12 protein-coding genes are annotated in these 13,980 nt (G+C 71.0%); 9 read left to right on the top strand and 3 right to left on the bottom strand.

Features of this window, described 5'->3' with window-relative positions:
- Window positions 1–3: 3 nt before the first annotated feature.
- Both ACEZHJ_RS07570 and ACEZHJ_RS07565 read right to left on the bottom strand, forming a co-directional pair.
- Window positions 4–1,233: a styrene monooxygenase/indole monooxygenase family protein gene (locus ACEZHJ_RS07570; RefSeq protein WP_018718638.1), complete on the bottom strand. Its 1,230-nt coding sequence runs from the start codon at window positions 1,231–1,233 to the stop codon at window positions 4–6.
- A gap of 120 nt (window positions 1,234–1,353) precedes the next feature.
- Window positions 1,354–2,139, bottom strand: a complete 786-nt coding sequence (locus ACEZHJ_RS07565) for an SDR family oxidoreductase (RefSeq protein WP_163138931.1) — start codon at window positions 2,137–2,139, stop codon at window positions 1,354–1,356.
- A 232-nt stretch (window positions 2,140–2,371) separates the two neighbouring features.
- Between ACEZHJ_RS07565 and ACEZHJ_RS07560 the strand changes: the two genes are divergently transcribed.
- The 7 genes from ACEZHJ_RS07560 (at window position 2,372) to lnt (ending at window position 10,329) form a co-directional block, all read left to right on the top strand.
- Window positions 2,372–3,373 carry an AraC family transcriptional regulator gene (locus ACEZHJ_RS07560; RefSeq protein ID WP_018718636.1) on the top strand — a complete coding sequence of 334 codons (1,002 nt, stop codon included), beginning with the start codon at window positions 2,372–2,374 and terminating at the stop codon, window positions 3,371–3,373.
- Window positions 3,374–3,465: 92 nt separating this feature from the next.
- A complete protein-coding gene (locus ACEZHJ_RS07555) occupies window positions 3,466–4,800 on the top strand; it encodes a UDP-glucose/GDP-mannose dehydrogenase family protein (protein ID WP_018718635.1) in 1,335 nt (444 codons plus the stop codon).
- Between the two features lie 139 nt (window positions 4,801–4,939).
- Entirely contained in the window at window positions 4,940–6,307 is a 1,368-nt protein-coding gene (gene miaB / locus ACEZHJ_RS07550; RefSeq protein WP_018718634.1) for a tRNA (N6-isopentenyl adenosine(37)-C2)-methylthiotransferase MiaB, read from the top strand.
- A 22-nt stretch (window positions 6,308–6,329) separates the two neighbouring features.
- The gene (locus ACEZHJ_RS07545; protein ID WP_018718633.1) at window positions 6,330–7,325 is read left to right on the top strand and encodes a PhoH family protein; all 996 of its coding nucleotides are present in this window, start codon (window positions 6,330–6,332) and stop codon (window positions 7,323–7,325) included.
- A gap of 23 nt (window positions 7,326–7,348) precedes the next feature.
- Window positions 7,349–7,822, top strand: a complete 474-nt coding sequence (gene ybeY / locus ACEZHJ_RS07540) for an rRNA maturation RNase YbeY (protein WP_259202176.1) — start codon at window positions 7,349–7,351, stop codon at window positions 7,820–7,822.
- Between the two features lie 90 nt (window positions 7,823–7,912).
- Complete coding sequence (locus tag ACEZHJ_RS07535; protein ID WP_375036391.1) at window positions 7,913–8,821, top strand: HlyC/CorC family transporter; 909 nt, start codon at window positions 7,913–7,915, stop codon at window positions 8,819–8,821.
- Window positions 8,822–8,823: 2 nt separating this feature from the next.
- A complete protein-coding gene (gene lnt / locus ACEZHJ_RS07530; RefSeq protein ID WP_375036390.1) occupies window positions 8,824–10,329 on the top strand; it encodes an apolipoprotein N-acyltransferase in 1,506 nt (501 codons plus the stop codon).
- 15 nt (window positions 10,330–10,344) lie between these two features.
- On the opposite strand, the gene ACEZHJ_RS07525 is transcribed toward lnt, so the two are convergent.
- A complete protein-coding gene (locus ACEZHJ_RS07525; protein WP_018718629.1) occupies window positions 10,345–10,863 on the bottom strand; it encodes a zinc ribbon-containing protein in 519 nt (172 codons plus the stop codon).
- Between the two features lie 155 nt (window positions 10,864–11,018).
- Here ACEZHJ_RS07525 and leuS point away from each other — a divergent pair, with 155 nt between their 5' ends.
- Together leuS and lptE are read left to right on the top strand one after the other, a co-directional pair.
- A complete protein-coding gene (gene leuS, locus ACEZHJ_RS07520; RefSeq protein WP_375036389.1) occupies window positions 11,019–13,469 on the top strand; it encodes a leucine--tRNA ligase in 2,451 nt (816 codons plus the stop codon).
- Window positions 13,466–13,978 (top strand): LPS assembly lipoprotein LptE, encoded by a 513-nt coding sequence (gene lptE, locus ACEZHJ_RS07515; RefSeq protein ID WP_018718627.1) that lies wholly within the window; start codon window positions 13,466–13,468, stop codon window positions 13,976–13,978. Before leuS ends, lptE begins: the two co-directional genes overlap by 4 nt.
- The last annotated feature ends 2 nt before the right edge of the window (window positions 13,979–13,980 follow it).

The raw sequence follows: 13,980 nt of genomic DNA, 5'->3' as shown, positions 1-13,980 counted from the left end.
GGATTACGCCGCCTGCAGGGCGTCCAGGTAGGCCTCGGCGGCCCCGGCCTCCATGAACCAGGGGAAATAGTCCCGCGGGTCGTTGAAACCGTTGGCCATGCGCCGGGCCAGGGCCGGGTTCTCCTGGGCGGCGCCGAGCAGCTGCAGCATGTGCGGGGCCGGGGGCTGGAGCAGGGCGTTGGTCCAGTCGACGACGTAGCGGGCGTAGTCCCAGTAGTGTTCGAAGGTGGCCTGCATCCAGTCGGTGTCGTAGGGGGCGTCGCCGCGGGCGAGGATGGCCTCGAGGTAGGCGGCGGCGCACTTGGAGGCGTTGTTCGAGCCCTGGCCGGTGATCGGGTCGTTGAGCACCACGGTGTCGGCCATGCCCATCACGGCGGCGCCGGAGGGCAGGCGGGCCACGGGGTGGCGCACCGTCGGGGGGAAGCGCCCGGCGAGGGTGCCCTGGTCGTCGGTGAGCTCGACGTTGCGGCAGCGTGCGGCCTCCCAGGGGAGGTAGGCGTCGAGGATCTCGAGGCTGCGCTCGAGGTGGCCGCGGGGGCCGTCCACGTCGCCCCAGCAGTCCATGGGGCCGCCCGGCACGCCTTCGAACACCATGATCTCGCACGGGCCGGTGAGCGTCAGCGCCGGGAAGACGAAGTACTCGCCCACGCCGGGGATGAGGTTGAAGCACACCGCGGAGTGCTCCGGGCGCGGGGTCATGCCGTGGACGTAGGTCAGCGCCAGGGCGCGCTGGGGCTTGTCGAAGGTCGAGCGTTCGGCGTCGCGCTCGAACAGCCGGCCGATCTCGCCCTTGCCGGAGGCGACGATCACCAGGTCGTAGTCCCGGGCGTAGGACTCGAGGTCCTCGACGCCGGCGTCCTGGATGCGCAGGTCACCGCCGCGGCGGGTGAATTCCTCCATCCACGCCGGCATCTTCACGCGCTGGTCCACGGACTGGGCGTAACTGTCCAGCCGTCCGGCCCATTCGAGCTGCTTGCCGCCGCCGTTCTCGGCGGGGACGGTGAACGAGATCCCCTCCACCGGCGGGCAGTCCTCCTCCCAGAAGTTCAGCCCGAGGTCGCGCTCGTGCTGGAGCGCGGCGTCGAACATGCACTGGCTGGAGGTGACGCGGCCGTTGCGGATGTCCTCGCCGCTGCGGTTGGAGACGATGGTGACGCCGTAGCCGTTGTCGAGCAGGCCGATGCCGAGCTGGAGCCCGGACTGGCCGCCGCCGATGATCATGATGCGACGCATGGTTCTCTCCTCCTCAGGTTCTGGTCCGCACCCGCCACCGGATTGCCCGGGGGTGAGCGGCGGTGGCGCGTGCGGGGTGTCCGGTGCGGGCGGTTCGCCGCCGGGCCGGAATTCGCCGGCCTAGCCGAGCCGGGTGATGGCCGCGGCGGCCTGTTCGGGTCCCATCGCGGTGTAGCCACCGTCCACGGCGTAGTCCGCGCCGGTGACGAAGCTCGCCTCCGGCGAGCACAGGAAGCGCACCACCGCCGCCACCTCCCCGGCCTCGCCCAGGCGCCCGGGCAGGTGGTAGTCCGCGGCCACGTGGTCCGCCTTTTCCCGGTCGCCGCCGGCGAGCGCCTCGATGACGTTGGACCAGGTCCAGCCGGGGGAGACGCTGTTCACGCGGATGCCCTCGCCGGCGAGATCCACCGCGGCGGAGCGGGTGAGCTGGAGCATGGCGGCCTTGGTGGCGGGGTAGAGCCAGCGCCCGGACTGGGCGACCCTGGCGCTGATGCTGCCGAAGTTGACGACGCTGCCGCCGCCGCGCCCGCGCATGTGGGGGCGCACCGCCCGCAGCATCATGACCGCGCCGATGAGGTTGACGTCGAAGGCGGTGTGCCAGTCCTCGCGCGTCGAGTCCGCGCCGTCGTCGACGTAGCAGCAGGCCAGGTTGACGAGGATGTCCACGCCGCCGTCGCGGGAGACCACCGTGTCCACGCAGCGGCGGATCGCCTCGTCGTCGGTGACGTCGGTGGCGATGAAGCGTGCGCCGTTGCCGATGGCCTGCGCCGCGCTCTCACCGCCGTCGGTGTCGATGTCGGCGAGGGTGACGCGGGCGCCGGCCTCGCACAGTGCAGCGGCCACGGCGCGGCCGATGCGGGTGGCGCCGCCGGTGACGATGGCGACTTTGTTATCCAGTGATGCCATGAGCCTCTTCCTCCTCGCGGGTCGTTGACGTCCCGTCGCGTTTCGTTGTTTTATGTTTGAAATATTTCAGCGCCCCCGCCCGGCCACAATCCGCTTTGCGCATCCGCTGTCCGGTATGCGCAGAGAAGCGGCGGACGGGGGCGGAGAAGGGCGGAAAGCCCCGCGTCGTTGTTGATTCCGAAGGGGAGGAGCCGGGGGCCGTTTCGCGGCCGCCGGCGGAGGCAGAGGCATCATGACCGAGTCTCCGGGCGGCGCCTTGCCGCTGGCCGGCTACGGCCTGTTCGAGACGGGCGACGTCGACGAGGCGCGGGAGTGCGTCGCCCGCGTGTTCTCCGCTCACCGGCTGGCGCCGGTGCGGGGGCCGGCGGACCTCGACGCCCACCACAACCGCGTCGACCTCGGCGGCGTGAGCGTGAACTACCTGCGCTACGGCGCCACCGTGTCCATCGACCCTGGCGAACTGGGCTCGTACTACCTCCTCCAGCTCCCGCTCGCCGGCGGTGCGGAGATTACCTGCGGCGGCGAGAGCGTCTCCGCCGGTCCCCGGCGGGGGACGCTGCTCGGCCCCGCCGGACGGGTGCGCATGTGCTGGAGCGGCGACTGCGGCAAGCTGCTGGTGCAGGTGCGCCGGGAGGTGATGAGCGGCTACGTCCAGGCGCTTCTCGGTGGCGCCGCTCCGGGCGTCCCGCGTTTCGACCTGGCGGTGCCGATGGATGCCGGCCCGGGGCGGATGCTCATGGACACCGTGCGCTTCGTCACCGCGCGCCTGGATGCCGATCCCGCGGCCGCCGCCAATCCCCTGGTGGCGGCGCAGCTGCGCCAGATGCTGCTCTCCGCGCTGGTCTGCGGCCAGGCCGGCGACGTCGCCAGCCGCCTGCTCGTGCCGGAGCAGGGTGCGTGCCCGCGCTACGTCCGCCGCGCCGAGGAGTACATCGAGGCGCATGCCGCCGAGGCGCTGACCCTGGAGGACGTCGCCCGCGCCTGCGCGGTGAGCGCCCGGGCGCTGCAACAGGGCTTCCGCAGTCACCGCGGCTGTACCCCGATGGGCTTCCTGCGCGAGGTGCGTCTGCGGCGCGTGCATGCCGCCCTTGCGGATGCCGACCCGGACGATCCGCCGCGGGTCGGCGAGGTCGCCCTGGCCTGGGGCTTCGCCCACTTCGGCCGCTTCGCCGCCCGCTACCGCGAGCGCTTCGGCGAGCCGCCGTCCCAGACCCTCGCCCGCGCTCGTCGCTGAGGCGGCGAAACCGTGGCCCGGGCGTCACCGTGGCTGGGTCATTTCCGGTATGATGGCGCGCTTTCCGGGACAGCATCCGATCGGGAGAGGCTATGCGCATCACCATCTTCGGCACCGGCTACGTGGGTCTGGTCACCGGCGCGTGCTTCGCGGAGGTGGGCAACCACGTCGTCTGCGTGGACGTCGACGCCGCCAAGGTCGACCGGCTCAACGCCGGCGAGGTGCCCATCTACGAGCCCGGTCTGGAGACCCTGGTGACGCGCAACCGCGCCGCCGGGCGGCTGGAGTTCACCACCGACGCCGAGCGCGGCGTGCACCACGGCAGCTTCCAGTTCATCGCCGTGGGCACGCCGTCCGACGAGGACGGCTCCGCGGACCTGCAGTACGTGCTCTCCGTGGCCCGGACCATCGCCGGGCACATGAACGGGCACCGGGTCATCGTCGACAAGTCCACGGTGCCGGTGGGCACCGCGGACCGTGTGCGCGAGGCGGTCTCCACGGTGCTCGCCGAGCGCGGCGAGGAGATCGGCTTCGACGTGGTCTCCAACCCGGAATTCCTCAAGGAGGGCGCCGCGGTGGAGGACTTCATGAAGCCCGACCGGGTGATCGTCGGCACCGACGACGCCGCCGCCGGCGAGCGCATGCGCGAGCTCTACGCGCCCTTCAACCGCAACCACGACCGCCTGATCGTCATGGACGTGCGCTCCGCGGAGCTCACCAAGTACGCCGCCAACGCGATGCTGGCCGCCAAGATCAGCTTCATGAACGAGCTCGCCAACCTCGCCGACCGCGTCGGCGCGGATATCGAGCGCGTGCGCGTGGGCATGGGCTCGGACCCGCGGATCGGCTACCACTTCATCTATCCCGGGGCCGGCTACGGCGGCTCGTGCTTCCCCAAGGACGTGCGCGCGCTGGTACGCACCGCCTACGACGTGGACTACGCGCCGCAGATGCTCCAGGCGGTGGAGGACGTCAACGAGCGCCAGAAGAGCTATCTGTTCACCCGGCTGCGTGAGCACTTCGGCGGCGACCTCTCCGGGCGGACCATCGCCCTCTGGGGCCTGGCCTTCAAGCCCAACACCGACGACATGCGCGAGGCCTCCAGCCGCCGGCTCATGGAGTCGCTGTGGGAGGCCGGGGCGTCGGTGCGGGCCTTCGACCCCAAGGCGATGGACGAGGTCCGCCGGATCTACGGCGACCGCCCCGGGCTGACCCTGTGCGACGACCCGGACGCGGTGCTGGAGGGGGCCGACGCGCTGGCGATCGTCACCGAGTGGAACCTCTTCCGCAGCCCGGACTTCGAGGCCATCCGCGAGCGCCTGCGCGAGCCGGTGATCTTCGACGGCCGTAACCTCTACGACCCGGCGGCGCTGCGCCGTCACGGCTTCACCTACTACGCCGTGGGCCGGCCGGTGGCGCGGCCCTGAACCGGGACGGCGGCGGTCCGCCCGTCGCCATGCGTTTACCCCCCGGTGGACGACCTAGTATCCTTCGGCAATACTCATCCGGACTGTCTCCCGCGCCCGCGCGCGGCCGGTCCGCATAGCGCATTCAGTGACGAGGTTTATGGCGCCCAAGGTCTACGTACACACCCACGGCTGTCAGATGAACGAGTACGACTCCGCGAAGATGGCGGAGGTGCTCGGTGCCGAGCGCGGCTACGAGCGCGTGCGTACCGCCGAGGAGGCGGACCTCATCCTGCTCAATACCTGCTCCGTGCGCGAGAAGGCGCAGGAGAAGGTGTTCTCGCAGCTCGGGCGCTGGAAGGCGCTCAAGGCCGAGCGCCCGGGGCTGATGATCGGCGTCGGCGGCTGCGTGGCGAGCCAGGAGGGCGCGGCCATCGCCGAGCGCGCGCCCTACGTGGACATGGTCTTCGGGCCCCAGACCCTGCACCGTCTGCCGGATATGGTGGACCGCGCGGGCGGGGCGCAGCGCACGGTGGTGGACGTCAGCTTCCCGGAGATCGAGAAGTTCGACCGCCTGCCCGAGCCCCGGGCCGAGGGGCCGACCGCCTTCGTCTCGATCATGGAGGGCTGCAGCAAGTACTGCAGCTTCTGCGTGGTGCCCTACACCCGCGGTGAGGAGATCTCGCGCCCGTTCGAGGACATCCTCGGCGAGTGCGCGGAGCTCGCCGAGCAGGGCGTGCGCGAGGTCACCCTGCTGGGGCAGAACGTCAACGGCTACGCCGGCGCCATGGACGACGGCACGCCGGCGGACCTGGCGCTGCTGATCCACTACATCGCCGCCATCGACGGCATCGACCGCATCCGCTTCACGACGTCCCATCCGCTGGATTTCAACGATGCGCTGATCGAGGCCTACGCGGAGGTCCCGGAGCTGGTCGGCCACCTGCACCTGCCGGTGCAGAGCGGCTCCGACAACGTCCTGCGGCTGATGAAGCGCAACCACACCCGGGACGATTTCCTCGATCTCGCCGCCCGGCTGCGCGAGGCGCGCCCGGACCTGGTGATGTCCTCGGACTTCATCGTCGGCTTCCCCGGCGAGATGCGCCAGGACTTCGAGGACACCATGGACCTCATCGAGCAGGTGGGCTTCGACCAGTCCTTCAGCTTCGTGTTCTCCAAGCGCCCGGGCACGCCGGCCGCCCAGCTCCCCGACGCCACGCCCATGGCGGAGAAGAAGGAGCGGTTGCAGCGCATGCAGGCCCTGCTCAACGACAACGCCCGGCGCATCAGCGAAGCGATGGTCGGCACGGTGGAGACCGTGCTGGTCGACGGCGTCTCCAAGAAGGACGCCAGCGAGGTGGCGGGGCGCACGGAGAACAACCGTGTGGTCAACTTCCCGGGGCCGCAGCGGCTGATCGGCCGGTTCGCGCGCGTGCGCATCACCGAGGCCCTGGCCAATTCCCTGCGCGGCGAGTTCGTCGGCTTCGACGAGGCCCTCGAGCCCGGACTGGCCGCCGCCAGTGCCTGATCGCAGCGAGGGCGAACGCATAGTGACTGACACCCCCGAGGCCATCGACTTCACCCTGGACCCCCCGGACAACGAGCGACTGGCGAGCCTGTGCGGACAGTTCGACGAGCACATCCGCCAGGTCGAGCGCCGGCTCGGCGTGGAGATCAGCAACCGCGGCCACCGCTTCCGCATCATCGGCGAGGACAGCGCCGCGCTGGCGGCGAGCCGGGTGCTGCAGGCCCTCTACGACGCCTCCGGCGAGGGCCCGCTCAGCCCGGAGAACGTCCACCTCTACCTGCAGAAGGCGGACGTGGAGGCGCGCACGGAGCCCGAGGCCAGTGAAGGCGCCGCCGGCGACGACGTGGTCATCCACACCCGCAAGGGCCAGGTGCGCGGGCGCGGCCCGAACCAGCGCCGCTACCTGCACAGCGTCATCACCCACGACCTCAACTTCGGCGTCGGTCCCGCGGGTACGGGCAAGACCTACCTCGCCGTGGCCTGCGCCGTGGACGCGCTGGAGCGCGACCTGGTCCAGCGCCTGGTGCTGGTGCGCCCGGCGGTGGAGGCCGGCGAGCGGCTGGGCTTCCTGCCCGGCGACCTCGCCCAGAAGGTGGACCCGTACCTGCGCCCGCTCTACGACGCGCTCTTCGAGATGCTCGGCTTCGAGCGGGTGAACAAGCTCATCGAGCGCAACGTCATCGAGGTGGCCCCGCTGGCGTACATGCGCGGGCGCACACTCAACAACGCCTTCATCATCCTCGACGAGGCCCAGAACACCACCGTCGAGCAGATGAAGATGTTCCTCACCCGCATCGGCTTCGGCTCCACCGCCGTGGTCACCGGCGACGTCACCCAGGTGGACCTGCCGCCGGGCAAGACCTCCGGGCTGCGCGACGCCATCGACGTCCTCCGGGGCGTTACCGGGGTGAGCTTCACGTTCTTCGGTGCGCGCGACGTCGTGCGCCATGATCTGGTACAACGGATCGTGCAGGCCTACGATGCCCGCTCCGGTGACGGCGGCGAGGCCGCGCACTGAACGGGTCCAGGGTGGGTGCCCCGATGATCGATACGGACATACAGCTCGCCTCCGCAGTGGCGGAGGTCCCCGACGACGACGACTTCAGACGCTGGGTCGAGGCCGCGCTGGCCGGCCGTCGGCTGGAGGCGGAGGTGAGCGTGCGCATCGTCGACGAGCCGGAGGGCCGCGAGCTCAACGCCACCTACCGGGGCCGCGACTACGCGACCAACGTCCTTTCCTTCCCCGCCGGGCTGCCCGAGGGCGTGGACCTGCCCATGCTCGGCGATCTCGTGATCTGCGCGCCGGTGGTCGAGCGCGAGGCCGCGGAGCAGGGCAAGCCCGCGCGGGCGCACTGGGCGCACATGGTGGTCCATGGCATCCTGCATCTGCTCGGCCACGACCACATCGAGGACGACGAGGCCGAGCTCATGGAGGCGGAGGAGCGCACCGTGCTCGCCGCCCTGGGTTTCCCCGATCCCTACGCAGAGTCCGTGGAGGTGCCGGAAGGCGACTAGCCGGGCCCGGCGTGGATCGGTTAGCCGGCCGGTGGGCCCGCTAACCAATCAACGCATCCGGCGCTTTCCGAGGCAACCATCGAGAGCTTGATGAACGAGGACCGATCAGGCAGTAGCAGCAGTAGCCAATCGCACAACGGCCATCACCGTAGCTGGCTCGAGCGTATCGGCCAGGCACTTTCCGGCGAGCCCCGCGACCGCGAGGATCTCGTCGAGGTGCTGCGCCAGGCCACCGAGCGCGAGATCCTGGACCACGACGCCCTGGCGATGATCGAGGGCGTGCTCCACGTCTCCGAGCTGCAGGCCCGCGACATCATGATCCCGCGCTCCCAGGTGGCGGTGCTCCAGCGCAGCGACCGGGTCTGGGACCTGATGCCCACCATCGTCGAGACGGGGCATTCGCGCTTCCCGGTGACCGGGGAGAGCCGCGACGACGTCATCGGCATCCTCATCGCCAAGGATCTGCTGCGCTATCTCGATCCGGACACCCAGCGCGAGTTCAACCTGCGCGAGCTGCTGCGTCCCGCGCTGTTCATCCCCGAGAGCAAGCGGCTGGACGCGCTGCTCAAGCTCTTCCAGGACAGCCGCAACCACCTGGCGGTGGTGGTCGACGAGTACGGCGGCCTCGCCGGCATCGTGACCATCGAGGACGTCATCGAGCAGATCGTCGGCGAGATCGACGACGAACACGACGACGAGGACGACGGCTGGATCCTCTCCCGCGGCGACGACGGCGAGTTCGTGGTCAAGGCGCTCACGCCCATCGACGAATTCAACGAGAACTTCGGCACTGACTTCAGCGACGAGGAGTTCGACACCGTCGGCGGGCTGGTGGCCAACGGCTTCGGCCACGTCCCCCGGCGGGGCGAGGCGCTGGAGCTCGGCGGCTGCCGTTTCGAGGTGGTGCGCGCCGACAGCCGCCGGATCTACCTGCTCCGCGTCAGCCGCTTCCCGGTGGCGGTCGCGGTGGAGGACGAAGACCACTCCCAGGCCGGCTGACCATGCCGGTACGTGTGCTCGCGGGCCGGGCGGGCCCGTTCCTCGCCCTGCTGGCCGGACTCGCCATGGCGCTGGGCTTCGCCCCGTACGGCCACGGCTGGATCGTGCCGCCGGCGCTGGCGGTGGCCTTCGCCCAGGTCGCCGCGGCCCCGCGCCGCCGTGCGGCCCTCGGTGCCTACCTCTTCGGCCTCGGCTACGCCGGGGCCGGCGTGTACTGGATCTTCATCAGCATCAGCCGCTACGGCGGCGGCCCCCTCGCCGCCAGCGCGGTGACGCCGCTGATGATCGCGCTGTTCGCGCTCTATCCCCTGGCCGCGCTGATGCTGGGCCGCTGGGTGGGTGCCGGGCGCCGGGGGGTAACCACCCTGGCGGCCCTGCCCGCCGCCTGGCTGCTGGTCGAGTGGGTGCGCAGCTGGCTGTTCACCGGCGCGACCTGGCTCGCCGTCGGCTATACCCAGGTGGACCTGCCCCCCGGTGCGCTGGCTCCGGTGCTGGGCCTCTACGGCGTCGGTGTGCTGGTGTGCGCCCCCGCCGGCGGTCTCGCCTGGCTGGCACTGCGCCCGGATGCGCGGCGGCTGGGCGTCGCGGCGGCGCTGATCGCTGCCTATCTCGCCAGCGGCGCGCTCTGGGGCGTGCACTGGAGCCGGCCCGCGGGCCCGGCGATGGACGTCGCACTGGTTCAGGGGAACGTCCCGCAGGACAAGAAGTGGCTGGTGGACAACCGCGTCGACACCCTGCGCTACTATGCACAGGCGAGCCGCCGGCATTACGGGACACCGCTGATCGTCTGGCCGGAGGCGGCGGTGCCCGCGTTCTACGACGCGGTGGCGGAGAACTTCCTCGACCCGCTGGCGGAGGAGGCGGCGGACGCCGGCAGCCATATCGTCACGGGCGTGCCCGCGAGGGGCGCGGACGGCGGCGCCTACAACGCGGTGGTGGTGCTCGGCCAGGGGCCGGCCACCGGCTACTTCAAGCGCCACCTGGTGCCGTTCGGCGAATACGTCCCGTTCCGGGGGCTGCTCGGCGGGGCGCTGGATTTCATCGGTGCGCCACTGGGGGATTTCAGTGCCGGCACCGAGCCGGCGCCGCTCACCGTCGACGGGGTCACCATCGGCGCCTCGGTGTGCTACGAGGTCACCTTCGGCCCGCTCATCGCCGATGCCCTGCCGCAGGCGCAGGTCCTGCTCAACGTCAGCAACGACGGCTGGTTCGGCGACTCCGCCGCGCCCCACCAGCACCTGGAGATGGCGCGCATGCGCGCGCTGGAGACCGGCCGGGAGATGCTGCGTGCCACCAACACCGGGATCACCGCCGTGATCGGCGCCGACGGCACGATCCGGGCGCAGGCGCCGCAGTTCGAGCGCACGGTGCTGGAGGCCTCGGTGCGCCCGCGCCGGGGGGAGACGCCCTACGTCGTCTACCGCGACGTGCCGGCGGTCGCACTCGTGCTGGCGGTGCTGGTGCTCGCCGCGGGGCTCGCCCGCGCGCCCCGCCGGCGCGCGGACTGAGATCCCCGCGGCGGCTCAGGCGGCGTCGGCGCTGGCGCGCACGAACACCGTGCCCCGGCACTTGGGGCAGGGCGGGATGTGGCCGGGGCGGGTGAAGGTCAGGTGCTCGCCGCAGGCCTGGCAGCGCAGGCGCCCGGGGCCGGCGATCTCGCCGGTGTGATACTCCGAGGCCCGCTCCAGGAACTGCTGGAACTCCAGCCATTCCAGCCGGGTACGGTCCGCCACGGAGGTGAAACGGTCGAGCAGCCAGTTCTCGATGAGCTGGACGTCCATGTGCAGCCAGGCGCTCAGATCCCGGTTGTTGCGCGCGGTGTAGTCGGCGGCCTCCTCGAGGTCGCGACGCAGCCATTCCGCCACCCGATCCGCTTCCTCGCGGGTGAGCTCGCCGAGCTCCACGGCGCGGTCGCGGGCGTGCTCCAGCGCCTCGCGAACATGCGGGCCGAGCTCCTTCTCCGCCGTGTCCAGTCGGTCGCGCAGGCGTTCGAGCATGCGTTCGTAGCCGCGCAGTTCGCGCTCGTGCTTGTCGTCGCTCATCAGCGTTCCTCGCCGTCGTATGGAGATGATCCGTCAATATGCCGTTCGCGGCGACTGGTGCAAACCCCTCGCGGGTCACGGTATCCTCTGCGCTTTAGCCGGGCGCCGGTCGCGGCGGCCCAACCGAACAGACCCACTGGATCGAACGAGCCCAAATGGAAGAGCAATACCAGCCGGAGGTGGTCGAGGCCGAGGCCCAGCAGTACTGGGAGCGCCACGAGTCGTTCAGGGCCGTCGAGCGGCCCGGGGCGGAGACCTACTACTGCCTGTGCATGTTCCCCTATCCCAGCGGCAAGCTGCACATGGGGCACGTGCGCAACTACACCATCGGCGACGTGGTCGCCCGCTACCAGCGCATGCAGGGCCGCAACGTCCTCCAGCCCATGGGCTGGGACGCCTTCGGCCTGCCCGCCGAGAACGCGGCGATGCAGAACCGGGTGCCGCCGGCGCAGTGGACCCGCGAGAACATCGAGCACATGCGCGGCCAGCTCCGGCGCCTGGGCTTCGGTTACGACTGGTCCCGCGAGTTCGCCACCTGCGACCCCTCGTATTACCACTGGGAGCAGTGGCTGTTCACCCGCCTCTACGAGAAGGGGCTGGCCTACAAGAAGACGGCCACGGTGAACTGGGACCCGGTGGATCAGACCGTGCTGGCCAACGAGCAGGTCATCGACGGCCGCGGCTGGCGATCCGGCGCGCCGGTGGAGCGCCGCGCCATCCCGCAGTGGTTCCTGCGCATCACCGACTATGCCGACGAGCTCCTCGACGCCCTCGACGCCATGCCGGGCTGGCCGGATCAGGTGCGCACCATGCAGCGCAACTGGATCGGGCGCTCCGAGGGCCTGGAGCTAGCCTTCGAGGTCATCGGCCACGACGAGCCGCTGCACGTGTTCACCACCCGGCCGGACACCCTCTACGGTGTCACCTACATGGGGCTCGCCGCCGAGCACCCGCTGGCCGCCGAGGCGGCGGCGGGCAACCCGGAGCTCGCCGCCTTCGTCGAGGAATGCCGCCACACCACGGTCTCCGAGGCGGACGTGGCGACCATGGACAAGCGCGGCATGGACACCGGCCTGCGCGCCCGCCACCCGCTCACCGGCGAGGCGCTGCCCATCTACGTCGCCAACTTCGTGCTCATGGAGTACGGCTCCGGCGCGGTCATGGCGGTGCCGGCCCACGACCAGCGCGACTGGGAGTTCGCCCGCGCCTACGAGCTGCCCATCCGCCAGGTGATCGATCCGGAGGGCGAGGGCGGCGACGTCGGCGAGGGCGCGGTCACCGCCCGGGGGACCCTGGTGAACTCCGGCGACTACACCGGCCTGTCCTCCGACGACGCCTTCGAGCGGCTGGCGGCGCATTTCGAGGCCGACGGCCGCGGGCGCCGCCGGGTGAACTACCGCCTGCGCGACTGGGGCGTCTCGCGCCAGCGCTACTGGGGCGCGCCGATCCCCATGATCAACTGCCCGGACTGCGGCGACGTGCCGGTGCCGGACGAGGACCTGCCCGTGGTGCTGCCCGAGGAGGTCACCATCGAGGCCGGCGGCTCGCCGCTCAAGCGCATGCCGGAGTTCTACCGTACCGCCTGCCCCCGCTGTGGCGCCGAGGCCGAGCGCGAGACCGACACCTTCGACACCTTCATGGAGTCGAGCTGGTACTACGCCCGCTTCGCCTGCGCGGACAGCGACACTGCCATGCTCGACGAGCGTGCCGACTACTGGACCCCGGTGAACCAGTACATCGGCGGCATCGAGCACGCCATCCTCCACCTGCTCTACGCGCGCTTCTACCACAAGCTGATGCGCGACGAGGGCCTGGTGAACTCGGACGAGCCGTTCACCAACCTGCTCACCCAGGGCATGGTGCTCAAGGACGGCGCGAAGATGTCCAAGTCCAAGGGCAACACGGTGGACCCGCAGGCCCTGGTGGACCGCTTCGGTGCCGACACCGTGCGGCTGTTCACGATGTTCGCCGCGCCGCCGGAGCAGTCCCTGGAATGGTCGGACTCCGGTGTCGAGGGGGCGTCGCGCTTTCTGCGCCGGCTGTGGAACCTCGTCGCCGCCCACGCGGCGGAGGGCCCGGCACCGGCGCTGGACCCGCAGGCCCTGGACGACGACGAGCGCGCCATGCGCCGCAAGGTCCACGAGACCCTGCGCAAGGCCGGCGACGACATGGGCCGGCGTTTCACCTTCAACACCGCCATCGCCGCGGTGATGGAGCTGACCAACGACGTCGGACGTTTCCAGGCGGACGGCGACGGGGCCCGGGCCGTGCGCCAGGAGGCGCTGGAGATCACCCTGCTGATCCTCGCGCCCATCGTGCCCCACATCACCCACCGGCTGTGGCAGGTCCTCGGCCACGAGGATGCCATCGTCGACCGCCCCTGGCCGGCGGTGGACGAGGCGGCCCTGACCCGCGAGACCGTCGAGCTGGTGGTCCAGGTCAACGGCAAGCTGCGCAGCCGTATCGACGTGGCGGCGGACGCGGACAACGACACCATCGAGTCCGCGGCGCTCGCCGACGAGAACGTGCAGCGGTTCACCGAGGGCAAGACGGTGCGCAAGGTCATCGTCGTCCCGGGCCGCCTGGTCAACGTGGTGGCGAAATGATGCGTGCATTCACCCGAGCGCTCACCGTCTGCCTGGCTGCCGTGATCGTTGCCGGCTGTGGCTGGCAGCTGCGCGGTGCGGGCATGGAAGGACTGTCCGGACGGGCGGTCGCGGTGACCGCACCCAACGGCCTGTCGACGCTGGAGCGCGTGGTCCGCCGCGAGCTCAACGCCCTCGGCGGCCGGATGGTGGCCGAGGGCGCGGGCGAGCAGAGCCTGGAGCTCGTCTCCGAGAACCAGAACCGCCGCGTGCTCGCCAAGGACGACCGTGGCCGGGCGGAGGAGTACGAGCTCACCTACCGCCTGAGCTACCGCATCGGCACACCGGGCAGCGACACCCCGCCGCGCTCCATGGTGGCCACCACCGACGGCACCTACCGCGCCGACGGCAACGACGCGCTCGCCGAGCAGTCGCGCCGCAACCGCCTGGTGGAGAGCCTGCGCGTGGAGGCGGTCCGGCTGATGCTCGCGCGACTGGCCGCGGCATCGCCGGAGCAGGGGCAGCCCTGACT

This window comes from Arhodomonas sp. KWT2 (assembly GCF_041949875.1).
GTDB lineage: Bacteria > Pseudomonadota > Gammaproteobacteria > Nitrococcales > Nitrococcaceae > Arhodomonas > Arhodomonas aquaeolei.
This window is presented reverse-complemented; position numbering and strand designations above follow the sequence as displayed.

What these genes read in the sequence shown, in the direction of transcription:
- ACEZHJ_RS07570 (WP_018718638.1), bottom strand. Translation starts at nt 1,233, where the DNA reads ATGCGTCGCATCATGATCATCGGCGGCGGCCAGTCCGGGCTCCAGCTC.
- lptE (WP_018718627.1), top strand. Translation starts at nt 13,466, where the DNA reads ATGATGCGTGCATTCACCCGAGCGCTCACCGTCTGCCTGGCTGCCGTG.
- ACEZHJ_RS07560 (WP_018718636.1), top strand. Translation starts at nt 2,372, where the DNA reads ATGACCGAGTCTCCGGGCGGCGCCTTGCCGCTGGCCGGCTACGGCCTG.
- ybeY (WP_259202176.1), top strand. Translation starts at nt 7,349, where the DNA reads ATGATCGATACGGACATACAGCTCGCCTCCGCAGTGGCGGAGGTCCCC.
- ACEZHJ_RS07555 (WP_018718635.1), top strand. Translation starts at nt 3,466, where the DNA reads ATGCGCATCACCATCTTCGGCACCGGCTACGTGGGTCTGGTCACCGGC.
- leuS (WP_375036389.1), top strand. Translation starts at nt 11,019, where the DNA reads ATGGAAGAGCAATACCAGCCGGAGGTGGTCGAGGCCGAGGCCCAGCAG.
- miaB (WP_018718634.1), top strand. Translation starts at nt 4,940, where the DNA reads ATGGCGCCCAAGGTCTACGTACACACCCACGGCTGTCAGATGAACGAG.
- ACEZHJ_RS07525 (WP_018718629.1), bottom strand. Translation starts at nt 10,863, where the DNA reads ATGAGCGACGACAAGCACGAGCGCGAACTGCGCGGCTACGAACGCATG.
- ACEZHJ_RS07565 (WP_163138931.1), bottom strand. Translation starts at nt 2,139, where the DNA reads ATGGCATCACTGGATAACAAAGTCGCCATCGTCACCGGCGGCGCCACC.
- lnt (WP_375036390.1), top strand. Translation starts at nt 8,824, where the DNA reads ATGCCGGTACGTGTGCTCGCGGGCCGGGCGGGCCCGTTCCTCGCCCTG.
- ACEZHJ_RS07535 (WP_375036391.1), top strand. Translation starts at nt 7,913, where the DNA reads ATGAACGAGGACCGATCAGGCAGTAGCAGCAGTAGCCAATCGCACAAC.